General features: G+C 67.2%; 16 protein-coding genes and 1 pseudogene. 11 read left to right on the top strand and 6 right to left on the bottom strand.

Annotation, left to right across the window (positions count from 1 at the left end):
- The first annotated feature begins 39 nt into the window (after window positions 1-39).
- Window positions 40-252, top strand: a complete 213-nt coding sequence (locus tag A5694_RS21545; protein ID WP_064924335.1) for a TOBE domain-containing protein — start codon at window positions 40-42, stop codon at window positions 250-252.
- Between the two features lie 14 nt (window positions 253-266).
- Here the strand turns inward: A5694_RS21545 and A5694_RS21540 are convergent, their stop codons facing one another.
- Window positions 267-1367: a fatty acid desaturase family protein gene (locus A5694_RS21540; protein ID WP_234786504.1), complete on the bottom strand. Its 1101-nt coding sequence runs from the start codon at window positions 1365-1367 to the stop codon at window positions 267-269.
- A 97-nt stretch (window positions 1368-1464) separates the two neighbouring features.
- Entirely contained in the window at window positions 1465-2514 is a 1050-nt protein-coding gene (locus A5694_RS21535; RefSeq protein WP_064924334.1) for a ferredoxin reductase, read from the bottom strand.
- A gap of 69 nt (window positions 2515-2583) precedes the next feature.
- Here A5694_RS21535 and A5694_RS21530 point away from each other — a divergent pair, with 69 nt between their 5' ends.
- The 4 genes from A5694_RS21530 to A5694_RS21510 all read left to right on the top strand — a co-directional run bounded on the left by A5694_RS21530 (window position 2584) and on the right by A5694_RS21510 (window position 7618).
- Window positions 2584-3291, top strand: coding sequence for a TetR family transcriptional regulator (locus A5694_RS21530; protein ID WP_064924333.1), 708 nt, complete (start codon window positions 2584-2586; stop codon window positions 3289-3291).
- Window positions 3292-3646: 355 nt separating this feature from the next.
- Complete coding sequence (locus A5694_RS21520; RefSeq protein WP_064924331.1) at window positions 3647-5032, top strand: alkaline phosphatase family protein; 1386 nt, start codon at window positions 3647-3649, stop codon at window positions 5030-5032.
- Window position 5033: 1 nt separating this feature from the next.
- Window positions 5034-6455, top strand: coding sequence for an alkaline phosphatase family protein (locus A5694_RS21515; protein ID WP_064924330.1), 1422 nt, complete (start codon window positions 5034-5036; stop codon window positions 6453-6455).
- A gap of 44 nt (window positions 6456-6499) precedes the next feature.
- On the top strand, window positions 6500-7618 hold the full coding sequence (locus A5694_RS21510) for an NAD(P)H-dependent flavin oxidoreductase (RefSeq protein WP_064924329.1): 1119 nt from the start codon (window positions 6500-6502) through the stop codon (window positions 7616-7618).
- A gap of 3 nt (window positions 7619-7621) precedes the next feature.
- Here the strand turns inward: A5694_RS21510 and A5694_RS21505 are convergent, their stop codons facing one another.
- On the bottom strand, window positions 7622-8233 hold the full coding sequence (locus tag A5694_RS21505; protein ID WP_064924328.1) for a GNAT family N-acetyltransferase: 612 nt from the start codon (window positions 8231-8233) through the stop codon (window positions 7622-7624).
- Between the two features lie 54 nt (window positions 8234-8287).
- On the opposite strand from A5694_RS21505, the gene A5694_RS21500 reads away from it, so the two are divergent.
- Window positions 8288-9244: a dipeptidase gene (locus A5694_RS21500; protein ID WP_064924327.1), complete on the top strand. Its 957-nt coding sequence runs from the start codon at window positions 8288-8290 to the stop codon at window positions 9242-9244.
- On the opposite strand, the gene A5694_RS21495 is transcribed toward A5694_RS21500, so the two are convergent.
- Window positions 9241-10158: an alpha/beta fold hydrolase gene (locus A5694_RS21495; RefSeq protein ID WP_064924326.1), complete on the bottom strand. Its 918-nt coding sequence runs from the start codon at window positions 10156-10158 to the stop codon at window positions 9241-9243. The genes A5694_RS21500 and A5694_RS21495 overlap by 4 nt on opposite strands.
- 57 nt (window positions 10159-10215) lie before the next feature.
- Between A5694_RS21495 and A5694_RS21490 the strand changes: the two genes are divergently transcribed.
- The gene (locus A5694_RS21490) at window positions 10216-10569 is read left to right on the top strand and encodes a VOC family protein (protein WP_064924325.1); all 354 of its coding nucleotides are present in this window, start codon (window positions 10216-10218) and stop codon (window positions 10567-10569) included.
- 5 nt (window positions 10570-10574) lie between these two features.
- Here A5694_RS21490 and A5694_RS23795 read toward each other — a convergent pair whose 3' ends face one another.
- Window positions 10575-11165: a hypothetical protein gene (locus A5694_RS23795; RefSeq protein WP_131809631.1), complete on the bottom strand. Its 591-nt coding sequence runs from the start codon at window positions 11163-11165 to the stop codon at window positions 10575-10577.
- A 283-nt stretch (window positions 11166-11448) separates the two neighbouring features.
- Here A5694_RS23795 and A5694_RS22925 point away from each other — a divergent pair, with 283 nt between their 5' ends.
- Entirely contained in the window at window positions 11449-11829 is a 381-nt protein-coding gene (locus tag A5694_RS22925; RefSeq protein WP_234786505.1) for a hypothetical protein, read from the top strand.
- A gap of 127 nt (window positions 11830-11956) precedes the next feature.
- Here the strand turns inward: A5694_RS22925 and A5694_RS24830 are convergent, their stop codons facing one another.
- Window positions 11957-12151, bottom strand: coding sequence for a hypothetical protein (locus tag A5694_RS24830; RefSeq protein ID WP_131809630.1), 195 nt, complete (start codon window positions 12149-12151; stop codon window positions 11957-11959).
- 150 nt (window positions 12152-12301) lie between these two features.
- Here A5694_RS24830 and A5694_RS25200 point away from each other — a divergent pair.
- The 3 genes and pseudogenes from A5694_RS25200 to A5694_RS21475 all read left to right on the top strand — a co-directional run.
- A pseudogene (locus A5694_RS25200) lies at window positions 12302-13933 on the top strand (DUF5632 domain-containing protein); the annotation flags it as partial.
- A gap of 220 nt (window positions 13934-14153) precedes the next feature.
- A complete protein-coding gene (locus tag A5694_RS24225) occupies window positions 14154-14387 on the top strand; it encodes a DUF5631 domain-containing protein (protein WP_165605208.1) in 234 nt (77 codons plus the stop codon).
- On the top strand, window positions 14384-15340 hold the full coding sequence (locus A5694_RS21475; protein ID WP_064924323.1) for a hypothetical protein: 957 nt from the start codon (window positions 14384-14386) through the stop codon (window positions 15338-15340). The genes A5694_RS24225 and A5694_RS21475 overlap by 4 nt, the downstream gene beginning before the upstream one ends.

Genomic DNA, 15340 nt, shown 5'->3' with positions numbered 1-15340 from the left:
TGATCCGTCAGGCGCATCGGAGAATCGAAGAGGACCGCCATGCAACTCTCAACGCGCAATCAACTCACCGGAACCATCGCCGACGTCGACATCGGCGCGGTGATGGCTGTGGTCAAGATCCGGCTCGACGGCGGCGAGCAGGTGATCACCTCGTCGGTCACCCGCGACGCCGCCCTCGACCTCGACCTCAAGGTCGGCAAGCCGGCGACGGTGTTCATCAAGTCGACCGAGGTCACCGTCGGCGTCGAGTAGCCGGTCACGGCCTCCTACGTCCAAGGCAGTGCCAGCTTGCAGATCTTGCGGACCACGCTGCCGAACTGCTTGAGCAGCGGGCCGGTGTTGTACGGGACGCCGTAGCGCTCGCAGATCTCGCGCACCTGCGGCGCAATCTCGGCATAGCGATGCGCCGGCAGGTCGGGGAACAGGTGGTGCTCCACCTGGAACGACAGGTTGCCGGTCAGGATGTGAAACCACTTGCCGCCGCTCAAATTCGCCGAACCGAGGATCTGGCGGTAATACCACATCCCGCGCGACTCGTTCTCGGTCTCCTCGATGGTGAACTCACTCGTGCCGTCCGGGAAGTGGCCGCAGAAGATGATGGTGTAGGCCCATACGTTGCGCATCAGGTTGGCGGTCAGGTTGCCGGCGAACACCAGCGGCGCGAACGGCCCGGCCAGCAGCGGGAATGCCACGTAGTCCTTGAGGGTTTGGCGTCGCACCTTCTGCCAGGTCTCCCGCAGCATTTCGCGTTTGTCGGCGACGCCGATCTCGCCGGCGCGGATGCGCTCGGCCTCCAGTTCGTGGACCGCCACCCCGTACTGGAACAGCACCATCAGCAGGAAGGCATACAACGGATTGCCCAGGAAGTAGGGCTCCCAGGGCTGCTTCTCGCTCATCCGCAGAATGCCGTAGCCGACGTCGCGGTCCATCCCGACGATGTTGGTGTAGGTGTGGTGCATGTAGTTGTGCGAGTGCCGCCACTGATCGGCCGGGCAGGCGGTGTCCCACTCGAAGTGCTTGCCGTACAACGCCGGTTCGCCCATCCAGTCGTACTGGCCGTGCATGACGTTGTGGCCGATCTCCATGTTGTCGAGGATCTTCGACAGCCCCAGCATGACGGTGCCGGCCAGCCAGGCCGGCGGGATGATGCTGAAGAACAGACACGCGCGCCCGCCGACCTCCAGCGCACGCTGGGCCTTGATGATCCGGTGGATGTAGTCGGCGTCGCGCTCGCCGAGGTCGTCGAGGACGGCCTGGCGGATGGCGTCGAGCTCGGCGCCGAAGGCATCGAGGTTCGGCGGCAGGTCTGAGCGGGTGGGGACTTGTGGCTGCGCGGTCTGCGGGCGCTCGAGGACGGACTGTGTCATGGTTGGCTCCTTTGGTCATCGTCCGCGACTCGGAATTTCCCGACGCAACACGCGGTGGTGTCGTCGTGTGATTCCGATTCGCGGGGGGTCATTGGTCTTAGAGGTCGATGTCGACGTCGCCGACGGGCACCGACACGCAGATCTGGATGTCTTCGCTCTCGGCGGTGGAGATCGCTCCGGTGATCAGGTTTCGCACCGTGCCACCGGTTTTGCGGCAGGTACAGCTGTGGCAGATGCCCATCCGGCATCCGCTGGCCGGCTGCAGCCCGGCCGCTTCGGCCTGTTCCAGCAGCGGCCGGCCGTCGTCGGTCACCGAGATGGTGCTGCCCAGGAAGCTCACCCGTCCCCCGGAGGCTTCGGCGGCGAACTCCGGCGGCACGAAGCTCTCCGAGATGGCATCGGGGCGCTGCTCGCGTACGGCCGCCACCAACGCCGGCGGGCCGCACACGTAGACCGCGTCGGGTTCCGGGCCAGCCGCGGCCAGGTGCTCGGCGCCGAAGTAGCCCTGCAGATCACCGGCTTCGGGGGCGCGGGTGTAGCCGTGTAGCACCGTCACCCGCGGCATCGCGGCCAGTTCGTCGCGGTAGCAGGCCTCCTCGGGCGAGCGGGCGTAGTGGATGAACGTCACCCGGCCGGCATAGTGTTCGGCGATCAGGGTGCGCAGCATCGACATCACCGGGGTGATGCCGCTGCCGCCGGAGATCAACAGGACGCGCCGCGGCCGGATCGCCGGCAACACGAAGTCGCCACCGACTTTGTCCAGGCCGACGACCATGCCGGGCCGCGCGTGGCGGTACAGGTGCTCGGAGACCAGGCCGTTCTCGTGGCGGCCGATGGTGAGCTCGATGAGCCGCTGCCCTTCGGCGCTGGCGGGCGAGTAGCACCGGGTGCGCCGGCGCCCGTCGATGTCGACCGAGAGGTTGATGTGCTGGCCGGCCTTGAATCCGGGAAACGCGTCGTTGGGTTCCAACAGCAGGGTGACGCTGCGCGCGGTGGCGCGCCGCACGGCGACCACCCGAGCACGGGCGTCATTGCGGGTCCAGGTCGGTGACACCAGTTCGGTGTAGCGGTCGACCCCGTGGGGGCCGGTGAGCAGGTCGAGCAGGCCGGAGCCGAGTACCCGCCGCGTCAACGTTTGAGTGAACATATGTACACAGTGAACAGTCGTTCACGACGAGTCAAGGCTTATTCGGCCATTGTGTTAGGCTTCACAACAGTGAACAGTCGTACTCCCAATTCACGGTCCGGGCGTACCAGGCCGCCGCGACCGCCCCGCGCCGAGCGGCCGACTCGGCCGGAACGGCCCGAGCGGCCCTCCCGCGAGGAGCGCAAGGAGGCCACCCGCCGGGCCATCATCAGCGCCGCGCTGACCCTGCTCGACGAGCGCAGCTTCAGCGCATTGAGCCTGCGCGAGGTGACCCGGGCGGCCAACATCGTCCCGGCCGCCTTCTATCGGCATTTCGAGTCAATGGACGCGCTGGGCCTGGTGCTCATCGACGAGTCGTTTCGCGCGCTGCGCGAGACCTTGCGCGACGCCCGCAGTGGTGGCGTGGACCCGGCCCGGGTCATCGAGTCCTCGGTGGAGGTGCTCATCGAGAGCGTGACGTCGCGGCCGGAATACTGGCGGTTCATCAACCGGGAACGCTCCAGCGGGATGACGGTCCTGCGGTATGCGATTCGCACCGAGATCAAGCTGATCACCTCCGAGCTGGCGACCGATTTGTCCCGCTTCCCCGGCGCGAGCGCGTGGAGCACCGAAGACCTCAACGTACTCGCCGGGCTGTTCGTCAACGCGATGATCGTCACCGCCGAGGCCATCGAGGAGGCACCGGACCCGGCGACACTCGCTGAAATCAAACATGTTGCCGTCAAACAACTTCGGATGATCGCCCTGGCTGCTGGCAGCTGGCGCAGCAAGCCCTGATTCAGTGAGCCCCGCCGCGCGGACCGTCGCCGGCAAATTGGCCGACGTCAGCCCGGCGCCCAGATCGGCACGCGTCACGCCGCCGGCGGGGTGGGCTTGCTGATGTCGCAATGGAATACGGCGACCGGCTGGCCGTATCGGGAGATGCAGTTCCGCGTGAAGCTGGTCAGTGGGGACACTATCTCCGCGCCTTACTTGAGCGCATGGGCGCCGCCCTCCGAGTCGGCCACCCACAGAACCCTCAGTAACTTCCAGGGGAAACGGTCGGATCACGAGAGAAACCTGAGTTTTTCCTGGGTGACTGCTAGCATCGCCGTCAATTAGTTCGGGCCGATCTAGCCGAGGGAAGTCGCTCGTGACAACGATCAAGCAGTTCCTCTGTGGGGCAGCCGCCGCCGGCCTGGTTGCGGGAACGGGCGCTGCTGTCGCAGCCCCGGCCTCGTTGGTGCACACCGCCGACTGGATGCTGGCCGCCGAGCACGTGCTGCTGATCGGCGTCGACGGCGCCAACCTCGCCAAGATCCTGGAGTACGCCTACAACGACGCCAGCGGTTTCAAAACGGCGATGGATCAGGGCATCACCGGAACCGCAAGCATTACCAACCACACCTCGCTCTCCGGACCGTCGTGGTCGACGATCCTCACCGGAGTGTGGGACGACAAGCACGGCGTCGTCAACAACCTGTTCCGGCCCGAGCCGTACGACAAGTGGCCGTCGGTGTTCAACCTGATCGAGTACCACAAGCCGGAGATCGACACCACGATCATCAGCAACTGGCAGTACCTCAACGACCTTGCCGCCGCGGGCGGTTATTCGGCCGACAACAATATCTTTATCCCGGTGGAGGGCAGCGCGGCCGACTCCGACGCCCTGGTCACCGCGGCCACCATCGCCCAGATCCTGGCGACCAAAGATAACCCGGACGACGTCTCGAGTTTCCTGTTCTCCTACCAGTCGCAGACCGACCACGCCGGGCACTCCTTCGGGGGCGGGTCGGACGAGTACATGCAGGCCATCATCAATCTCGGTGCCAACATCAAGGAGATCCTGGCCGCGATCGAGGAGGTCAAAGCGATCACCGGCGACGACTGGTCGATCATCCTCACCACCGATCACGGTCACCAGATGTCGCTGGGCACCGGTCACGGTTTCCAGTCGCCCAACGAGACGACGTCGTTCGTCATCTTCGATCAAGCCGGCGAGGACGCGACCGACGGCAGCCAGAACCTGAACTACTCCATTGCCGACATCACCCCGACCATCCTGTCGCTGTTCGGGATCCAGCTGCGGTCGGACTTCGACGGCGTCTCGATGGCCGACGACCCTGCCGTCCTGGACAGCATCGTCACGCCCGTCGATCTCAAGCAGGCGCTGACCGATGCGATCGGAATGTATGGCTACCCGAACATCGGCAACGACATCAGCCTGGCCATCCGCACGATATTCGTCAGCATCCCGTACTTCCTCGACAAGGGGATCCTTGAGGTCGACAAGTTCCTGCAGTCGATCGTCGACCAGGACATCTTCCTGCTCAGCGAGCTGGCCCAGGCCACCCAGTGGGTGGTCAACACCGTCGGCGGCGCGGTGGTGGACGCGACCAACGCGGTGGCCCTCGGGGTCGGGTACCTGACCGGGGCGGGTGTCGTCGCGCCGACCGACGCGCCGCTGCCGCTGCCGGGCAGCGCCGAGTTCACCCTTCCGGACTTGGGCTTGGTCGACGTCGAAGCGCTGCTGGGCTGACATGGCAACAGTGAAGAAGGCGCTCTGTGGTGCGGCCGTCGCCGGCCTGGTCGCCGGAACCGCGTCGGTGGTCGGAACGCAGGCCGGGCTGTCCGCACTGACCGCCGAATGGATGCTGGCTGCCGAGCATGTGCTGCTGTTCGGCACCGACGGCACCAACCTGGACAAGATCCTGGAGCACGCCTACAACGACGACAGCGGCTTCAAGATGCTGATGGACCGGGGCGTCACCGGAGCCACCAGCATCATCGGCCACCAGACCATGTCGACCCCGTCGTGGTCGACGATCCTGACCGGGGTCTGGGACGACAAGCACGGGGTGGTCAGCAACGTCTACCGGCCTGAGCCGTACACGACCTGGCCGTCGGTGTTCAACTTGATCGAGTACCACAAGCCGGAGATCGACACCACCGTCATCTCCGGCCGGGGCCTCTTCACCGAGATGGCCTCCACCGGCGGCTATCCCGCCGACAACATCATCGGCATTACCGGCGGCTCCACCTCAGCGGAGACGGACGCGCTGGTCACCGAGGAGACCATCTCCCGGATCCTGGCGACCACGACGAACCCGAACATCGACACCTTCATGTTCGCCTACCAGTCCCAGGTCGACCAGGCCGGACACTCGTTCAGCGGCGGGTCGCAGGAGTACGCCCAGGCCGTCATCAACGTCGGGGCCAACTTCAAGCAGATCCTCGAGGCGGTGGCCCAAGCCGAGGCGGCCACCGGCGACAAATGGACCATCATCGCGGTCACCGACCACGGCCACCAGCAGACGGTGACCCTGCCCGGTTTCAGCCTCGGCCACGGCTTCCAATCCCCCAACGAGACATCGAGTTTCGTCATGTTCTCGCTGGCCGGCAACGAGGCGCAGGCCGGCGGCCAGAACCTGAACTATTCCATTGCCGACATCACGCCGACGATCCTGCAAGTCTTCGGCATTCCGATGCGATCGGACTTCGACGGGGTGCCGATGCAGACCGACCCGGACATCCTCAACAGCTTCATCATGCCGGTCGATCTCAAGGCGTCCCTCACCGATGCCATCAACAGCTACGGCTACCCGAACCTCGGCATCGAGCTCATGCTGGGGTTGCGCGCGCTGGCCGGCGGTGCCGGGTTCGTCCTCGAGAGCTACTTCCTGCCGCCGATCCTCAATTACCTGCAGACGATCGTCGACCAGGACATCTTCCTGGTCAGCGACCTGGCCCAAGGCGCCCAGTGGATGCTCCAGTCCGTCGGCGGGGTGGTGGCCGATGTGGCCACCGACCTGGGACGAGCGATCGGCTACCTGACCGGGGCCGGTGTCATCGCACCGAACGATGCACCACTGCCGTTGCCGGGCGGCGCCGAGTTCACCGTTCCCGACCTGGGCGACTCCGAGTTGCCCTCGCTGCTCGACGTCGACGCCCTGGTGGGCTGATACTTCTTCGCACCAGCGGTGTTCGACGAAGGAGCGGCAGAACCGTGAAAACCCCCATCTGCGAGCAGTTCGGCATCGACTTCCCGCTGTTCGCCTTCAGCCACTGCCGCGACGTGGTGGCCGCCGTAACCAATGCGGGCGGCTTCGGCGTCCTCGGCGGCGCCGCCTACAGCCCGGAGCAGCTGGATCAGGAGCTGAGCTGGATCGACCAGCAGGTGAAGGGAAGACCCTACGGCATCGACATCATCGTGCCGGCCAAATTCGAGGGCAAGGGCGAGCATCTGTCCGGGCGTCAACTGTCCGACCGCATCCCCGATGACTACAAGACCTTTATCGCAGAACTGTTGGCACAGCACGACATCGAGCCCGACGACACCCCCCGGCTGGGGTCGGCCATCCTCACTGGCAGCGCCGGAGAGCAGCTGCTCGAGGTTGCCGTGGCCCATCCGATCCGGCTGATGGCCAATGCGCTCGGCGTGCCACCGGACTACATGATCAAGTCCGGCAAGGACCACGGCATCCCGGTCGCGGCCCTGGTTGGGGCCAAGGAACACGCCCTCAAGCAGGTCGCGAGTGGTGTCGACCTGATCGTCGCCCAGGGCACCGAGGCCGGCGGCCACTGCGGTGAAGTCTCCACGCTGGTGCTGGTGCCGGAGGTCATCGACGCCATCGAGGGTGCCGTGCCCGTGCTAGCCGCCGGGGGGATCGTCACCGGCCGGCAGATGGCCGCCTGCGTGGCTCTGGGGGCGGCCGGAGCATGGACCGGATCGGTGTGGCTCACCACCGACGAAGCCGAAACCGCCCCGCACACCGTGCAGAAGATGCTCGCGGCGACCTCGCGCGACACCATCCGCTCCACCGGGCGCACCGGGAAACCGGCGCGACAGCTGGTCTCGGATTGGACTGATGCGTGGCGGCCCAACGAAAGCGGGCATGCCACGTTGCCGCTGCCGCTGCAGTCCATGTTGGCCGAACCGGCCCTGCGCCGCGTCGACAAGCTGGCCGCCGCCGGGCACCCGGGCGCGCAAGCCCTGGCCACCTATTTCGTCGGTCAAGGCGTCGGGCTGATGAACAAAGTGAAGCCGGCGCGCGAGGTCGTGTTGGAGTTCGTGGAGGATTATCTTGCGGCTGCCGAACGCCTCGGCGCCTCAGTGGCCGACTGACTGCTACGGCGTCTGGGGCGCCCGCCACATCTTCCACAGTGTCGGCCCACCGCCGGGCAACGTGATCTCCCCGATCACCTGGAAGCCGAAACGCTCGTAATACGGCACGTTTTCGAGCTTGCTGGACTCCAGATACGCCGGGGCGTACTCGGCATCGCAGCGCTCCAGCCGGGAGCGCATCACGGCCTGGCCGAACCCGTGCCCCCGCACCGAGGGGTCGCTGCCGATCACCGCCAGATACCAGTGCGGCTCTTCAGGATGGTTGGCCTCCAACAGATCCGAGATCGCCCGTCCGCGCGCGATATGCCGGCCGAACGACCAGACCAGCGCCGGCACCATCCGCAGCTGCGACACCTTCGACTGCTTCCACTGGTTGGGCGGGTCCCACAGCGCCGCCGCCCCGACGGTCGCGCCGTCGCAGGCGATCTCCACCCCGCCGCCACCCAGGTGGTGGTACCGGGTCGACGTGGCGAAGAACTTCGACAGCTGTGCGGTGCGGCGGTCATCGTCAGGCAGCATCCACACCGACACCGGGTCGTCATAGAACGCGCGCCCCAATGCTGCGGCAAGGGCGGGGATATCGGATTTGTGCGCGGGCCGCACCTCAATAGCCATCCGGACACCATAATGCGTCGCATCCGGGCGCCGCGCAGAGCAAGATCAGCGGCTATGAGCACCCTGCTGTGGGAACAGCACACCTGCCTGCCGCTGCGCGAGGGCACCGATGTGGCGCCGCTGGCGCGCTACCAGCACACCGGCGGCGCGGTGCTGTCGGTGAACGCGGGCTATTCCCCGCAGCGCTTCGCCGACACCATGGCGCTGCTGCGGCATTTTCACCGCGCGATCGACGCCCACCCGGGCCTGGCCGTGGCGGCCGGCCTGACCGACGTCGAGACGATCACCGCTGCCGGCGGCATCGCGGTGGTGTTCGACCTGGAGGACGCCAACCCCCTCGATGACGATCTCGACAACTTGGCGGTACTGGTCGAGCTCGGGGTGCGCACCCTGCTACCCACCTACAACCACGCCAACCGCGCCGGGCACGGCTGCCTGGACACTATCGACGGCGGACTCACCGCGTGGGGGCGCGCGGTCGTCGCCGAGATGAATGCCGTCGGCATGGTGCCCGACGGGTCGCACTGCAGCGCGCGTACCGGCCTGGATCTGTGCGAGGTTTCGACCGGCCCGGTGATCTACAGCCACTCCTGCATGCGGGCGATCTGGGAGCACCCGCGCAATATCACCGACGAGCAGGCTCGGGCGTGCGCGGCCACCGGCGGAGTCGTCGGCATCACCGGAGTGGGAATCTTCCTGGGCCCCAACACTCCGACTCTTGAGGCGATGACGCGCCACCTCGAGTACGCGGTCGAGCTGGTGGGCATCGCACACGTCGGGGTCAGCACGGATTACTCGTTCGATCACACCGAGCTCACCGACGAGATGGCCGCCCATCCGCAGTTGTTCGACGACAGCTACACCCGCTGGGGCCCGATCCAGTGGATGCCACCGGAGACCTGGCTACAGTTGCGCGCGCATCTTTCCGCGCGCGGTTGGGCCGACGCCGACATCGGCGCGGTGCTCGGCGGCAACTTCCACCGCGTCGCCCGGCAGACTTGGGGAGACTAATGTGCGTTGACGAAACCCTCGACCGCGCTGAGGAACTCGGCTGGCTTTTCCACCATCGGACTGTGGCCTGAGCCGGCGATGACGACCGGCTCCAGGCCCGCCGCGCGGTAACGGTCGACATTGGCCTGGGTCGGCGTCAGCACATCACGGCCGCCCCACAGCACCAGCACCGGCTTGCCCAGCCCGGCCAGCCGGTCGGCGACTGCCCGCTGTTCATTGATCCGCCCGGCGCTCTTCGCATCGCACAGTGCGTTGTGCGTCATGCGTTTCAACGACCGGTAGGCCAACTCGGGAATCAGGAAGTCCGCGGCGAATCCGGTTTGCAGCGCAGACTTGTCGACGGCGTCGACACTACGCAACCGGTCCAAGGCGGCGCCGAGCACCGGCCAGCACACCGCGTCGCCCAGTGCGGGCATCGCGGTCATCCCCAGCGCCGCGGGGGTGTCGGAGACCATCACCCGCTCCACCAGCTGCGGTGCGCGCTCGGCCAGCGCGGTGGCCACCATGCCGCCCATCGAATGGCCGATCACCACCGCGTGCCGCACACCGAGTGCGTCGAGCGCTTGGTGCACCGCCGCCGCCTGGGCGTCGGCGCTGTAGGCGGCCCGATCGCGGGGGGATTCGGAGCCGCCGTGGCCGACCAAGTCGATCGCGATCACCCGGTTGCCCTGCGCCAGAGATGGTGCCACCGCCTCCCACCACTGGATCGACGCCGAATATCCGTGCAGCAGAACGATGGCGCGCTCCCCACCCGAGCCGTATTCGCGGACATTCAAATCCGGCCCCGGCAGCTCCAGTACCCGTCCGCCGGCGAAGGGCTCGGCTGCCCGTGCGATCCGGTCGGTCACCACCGTATTGATCAGCAATGCCACCAGGACGGCCGCGACGACCACAGCGGCAAGGCGTTTACCCACCCGCCGACGCTATCGCGGGCATAGCCTGGATCGAGACCGAACCCGCAGGAGGCACCCGTGAGCAACCACGACATTCGGATGATCGTCTTGTCCACCGATGACCTGGATGAATCGATCAAGTTCTACAGCGAAACCCTGGGCATGGCGTTGAAGTTCCGCGATGGTGCGCACTTCGCCGCCCTCGACGGCGGCTCGGTGACGCTGGCGTTGGCGACCGCGGTCGATCACCCCATCCACGGCCAGGTTGTGGTCGGCATCAAGACCGACGACGTCGACGGCGCCGCGAAAGCCATCGAGGCCAGCGGCGGCGGGATCGTCAAGGGCCCCTACGACGACGCCCATGAACGGCGCGCCGTGGTCTATGACAACAAGGGCAACGGGCTGGTGTTCTACAAGCCGCTGGGGCGGTAGAGGGGTCAGCGTCGGCCCGGAAAGGCGTCCGGGCAGACCGCCCGAAGTTTGTCTGCGGTCAGATAGATCAGATCGCCGGCTTGATGAATGCGTTCGGCTTCCCCGGTTGGACCTTTGGGCGATGACCGTTGCGCGTCATCTCGGATGACCTGGCCCAGCAGCGCGAAACCGTCCGCCCAGCTGTCCAGGTCCTCCTTGATTGCAGGATCGGAAACTGATTGCGCCGCGGCGCGTACCTTCGCACTAAGCGCGACGGTGCCATCGGCTTCGGCAAGTGGGATGTTCTCGTCTCGAGCTAGCGCATCCATCGAGTGTTCCGAATCCGCCCGCCACAGCTGGGCCAACTGGGCCACCACGGCGCAGTCGTCGGCGGAGGCGACAGGTGACGTGCGGTGATGTCGCACCGCCCAGGCAACGCCGGCTGCCAAGCAGGCAACGGCGACAAGTGCCGCGATGGCCGCGGCCCAGCGTCGGTACCGACTCGTGGTCATGTCAGGCTCGATTCGTTCTGGGGCCTCGCGGCTGGTGCGGCAAAGTCGGCCGGTCGTTCCGTGCCGAAACTGCTTGCGTAGAAACTCTGCAAAACGGCCTTCCACCGTTCCCTACCCGTCTCGATGGGCCGACTGGCGGTGAAAGGCGCCTCGGCATAGGTGCCGCACGCGACGCCCGCAGCCCGTTGGCCCGCGCATCGACCAACCTAAGCATGCGCGCAGTCGACTTTCATTGCTCAGCCGATGAAGCACCGGTGTAAGCGCAGAAGGGCCCATCGGGTCTACCATCCGCAATGTGACCATGACACAGCCCTGGCCTGTACCACCTCCAGTTCAACCGCACCGCCGAACCGCGATCGCACTTCCGGTACTAGCTGGTTTGACAGCTGTGGCCGCCTTGATCGTAGCCATCTTGGCACTCGTCCGGCCATCGCCCGGTCCCGCATACACCGCGGCTGAAAAGACCGCAGCGCGGGAACAACTATGCGTCAAATACAAGCTCGCATCGCGCGCTGCCCACATCGAAACTGCGCCGGATGGCGACACTGCACGGGCACGAATCTCGATGATTAACGGTGCGCTTATGCTCGAAACCGCGGCCGCAGACCCAGCGCTAGCCCCAAAGGATCGCGACGCGGCACCCGCGTTAGCGGCCGCTTATCAGAACATGGCAGCTACAGGAAGCCTGGCGGACGCCGCAAAATATCAAGCGGCGATCGAAACTACGAACGCCAAGGTGGGAACGATGGAAGAGCTCTGCGGTGAGTGACCTACCGCCCTGGGCCTGGTCAGCCTGGCTGGTGGGTGCCTCATGGCCCGCGGCGCCTACGCAGCCGACGCTCGGAATCAGCTTCTGGACCGACCATGCCGATGTCAAAGAGCGAGAAGCTGGCGAGTTAGACAAAGTCCTCACATTCTTCGGAGAGAACAACCGCGGCCACACCGCCGAAGACATGATTGCCAAGCTGCGGACAGGAATAAAGAGGCTCAGAAAAATTGGCGACGACTGCCGCGCTAAGAGCACCGCCAACGGCAGAGTTGCTGATGCGGTAAACCATCTTCGCGATCGGCTGACCGAGATCGCGCGTCAAGGCAACCAAGAGATCGATGACATCCTTTCGCGGCAAGGCTCGGTGGAATCGAAACTGCCTGAGATCAACGGGGTGATCGCCAAAGCCAACGCTTTAGCGGCGAATGCCGGCATTGACGCCAATAGTGCAATTATCAACGCGACCCAGTCGATGTTCAACGACATGGACGTCGCCCAAGACGCCCAGGAATGGCTTAAAAACCACGGCGCCAACTTCGGCATACCACCCACGCCACACATCAGCGCGGATGACGTGAACAGGACCCCTCACAAAGGCGGAGGAACCGACGGCGGCGGCGGCGCTACAGACGCCGGAACCGGCGGGGTCTCCGCTAATGGTCCGGGTAGCGATGGCACTGTCGGTCCAGCCGGCGCGCTACCGGGCGGCACCAACACCGCACCCGGCGGTAACACTGTCGGCCCAGCCGGCGCCACACCCGGCAGCACCAACACACCCGGCGGAGCCAGCCCCGCCGGCAGCGCAACCAACGGGAACACTGTCGGTCCAGCCGGCGCCACACCCGGCAGCACCAACACGCCCGGCGGAGTCAGCCCAATGGGCACCGCACCTGGCGGCACCAACACCGCACCCGGTGGTAGCACTGTCAGCCCAGCCGGCGCCACACCCGGAAGCGCCGGCCCACCTGCGGGAGTCAGCCCAGCCGGCAGCACAACCACTGCCAGCAGCGGAAGCACTAGCGGTGGCTCAGCCAACACAGTGGGCAGCGGTGGGAACGGTGGCGGCGGCCGAGGCGGCGACGCTAGCGGCGGCTCAGCCGGCACAGTCGGCGGCGGCGGAAACGGCGGCGGCGGACCGCTCGACAGTGCGACGATTGCCCCTGCGAGTGGCGCAGGCATTGGAATGTCCTCCCCAGCTCCGGGCGAAGGAGGTGGCATCGGGTCGCCCCCACTGTCGTCCCTGCCGGGCCTCGGCGGGGGAAGCGGCGGTGGCATGCCACCCGGTCTCCAGGGCGGCGGCCTGAGCCAACCTCTCGGCTCCGGCATGCCCGGCGGCCAGTCCGGTCCGGGTGCCCTCAGTGGGCCGGCAAACCCGCTGCATGGCGGAATGGATGGTTCCGGGCTCTCCCAGTCGTCGGCTCCACAGGTGCCCCCGTCGCCGTCGGTGACGCCGATGGCGGGCGGCATGCTCGGTAACCTGAGCCATCTGGCCGGCTCCAGCCCGGAAGCCGCCGCAACGGCTCAGACGGCCGGCGCAACGACGCCGACGCCGGCTCCGACTGCCCCACCCATGGCGGCTGGGCCTACCTCGGTACCGTCGGCGCCGAGCAGCGCCGGTCCAGCGGCACCGTCGGGACCGCTGCCCGGCTACGGCGCAGACCTGCGCCCTGCCGGAGGCGCTGCCTCGGCCGCGCCAGCAGGTCCTGCCGGGCCTTCGGCGCCGACGTCATCGCCGCCGCCCGGCGGCCCGACGACCCCGGCTTCCGGCGGTACCACCGTCGCCTCCTCGGGTGATCGTCCCGCACCGGGTAAGCCGACCGCCGGTGCGTCAGGGCAGTCGGCTGCCTCGGTGGCCGGCAACATGGGGGCCGGCGGGACTGCGGGCGCGGGGGCCGGCACGGCCGCAAGGCGTCTGGCCGAACATCAGGATCTGCAGCGCACCCTCGAAGCGGTGGCCCGGCAGGCACCGAGCCTGGCCTGGGCCGCCGGGTTACGCGAAGACGAGACCACCACCGTCGTGGCCACCGACCTGGCCGGCGGCTGGATTCCCCCCACGGTCAAGCTTCCCCCCGGAGTCACCCTGCTCGAACCGGCGCAGCGCCGCCGCGGCACCAGCGCGGTCGGTCTGCTCGGTGCGGTGATTGCAGCGGCAACTCACGAACCGAACACCTACATCACCGAGGCAGACCCGCACGATCCGATTCCCGGGACCGGGGAACGCGCCCGCTACGGCCGGCATCTCGACGAACTGGGGCCGACACTGATCGACGCCGCCGGGGGCCGGTACCCGGTTGCCGCGCATCGTGCAGACCGTCGCACAAGCGGTGGCCCGCAGGTCTGGCGTCGCCGACAACGAGGTCGAGCTGTTCCGGCAGGTGGTCGCCGGTACCGCTACGCGAGTACTGTCGACCTATCTCGAACACGCGCCCAGGGATGCCGCCGACTGGATGCTGTTGGCCGCCATCGACGCCCTGATCGAGGGAAGCGAGGAACTCGCCCGCTACCACCTGGCGTGGCACCAGGCGGTGTCGGCACCGCACGGAGGGTTTAGGCCATGACAGACCCGATCGAAGTCAACCCGCTGGATTACATGGCGATAGCGGCCGGCCTTCCGCCGCTGCCGATCCCGCCCGGACCGGTCCACCCGGGCGGAACGTCCCCGGTCGACGCCACAATGGCGGCCTTTGGTGCCGCAACCAACCTGAACTTGGTGGAGACGAACACCCACCTCGCCGAAGACCATGCCGACCGCACCGGCCATGCCGCTGACGCGGCGCAAAAGTTCGCTACCCACGAAGGCGACGCGGTCTCGCAGTTCCAGGATGTCGCTTCCCAGGGCGACGCACAGCAGGGCGCCCAGGAAGCCATGGGCGGAGCGATGCAGGGCATGACCGGAGCGATGCAGGGCATCACCAGCGCACTCAGCGGCGCGCTCGGTTCGGTGAGCAAGCTGCCGCAGGGCTTGATGCAGGCCGGCCAGGGTGCGCTGTCGCCACTGATGAGTGCGGCGCAGTCCCTGGGCAAGGCAGGTCTCGGCGGCACCGGCGCCACCCTCGCCTCCGACATCAGCCCCGCTGCCGGCTTGGGAGGCGGTGACCTCGGCACCGGCGGAGGTGGCGGCGGCGGGCTAGGCATGGGCACCACCCCCGCCAGCAACCTCGGGCCGCCCCCGGTGCCGGGAACTTCGACACCGACGACTCCCACCAGCTCGCTGGCGAACACCGGCGCGGCCGGTCCCAGCGGCGGCACGCCCGCCACCGGCGGTGCCGGCGGCGGCGGAATGATGCCGATGATGCCGGGCGGCGCCGGCGCGGGCGCCAAGGGCGGCAAAGACGACAAGGTCGGCGAGAAGCGGATCGCCGCCCCTGGAGTCCCCAACGGCCAACCGGTCAAGGGCCGCACGACGGCCCCGCCGAACGTCCCGGTGACCAAGTCCGTCGCCAAGGACGCCGGCCCAACCGGCCTGACACCGCTGAAACGCATCGTCGACAAGGACGATACGTCGAAGTAG

This window comes from Mycolicibacter sinensis, assembly GCF_001667945.1.
GTDB lineage: Bacteria > Actinomycetota > Actinomycetes > Mycobacteriales > Mycobacteriaceae > Mycobacterium > Mycobacterium sinense_B.
This window is presented reverse-complemented; position numbering and strand designations above follow the sequence as displayed.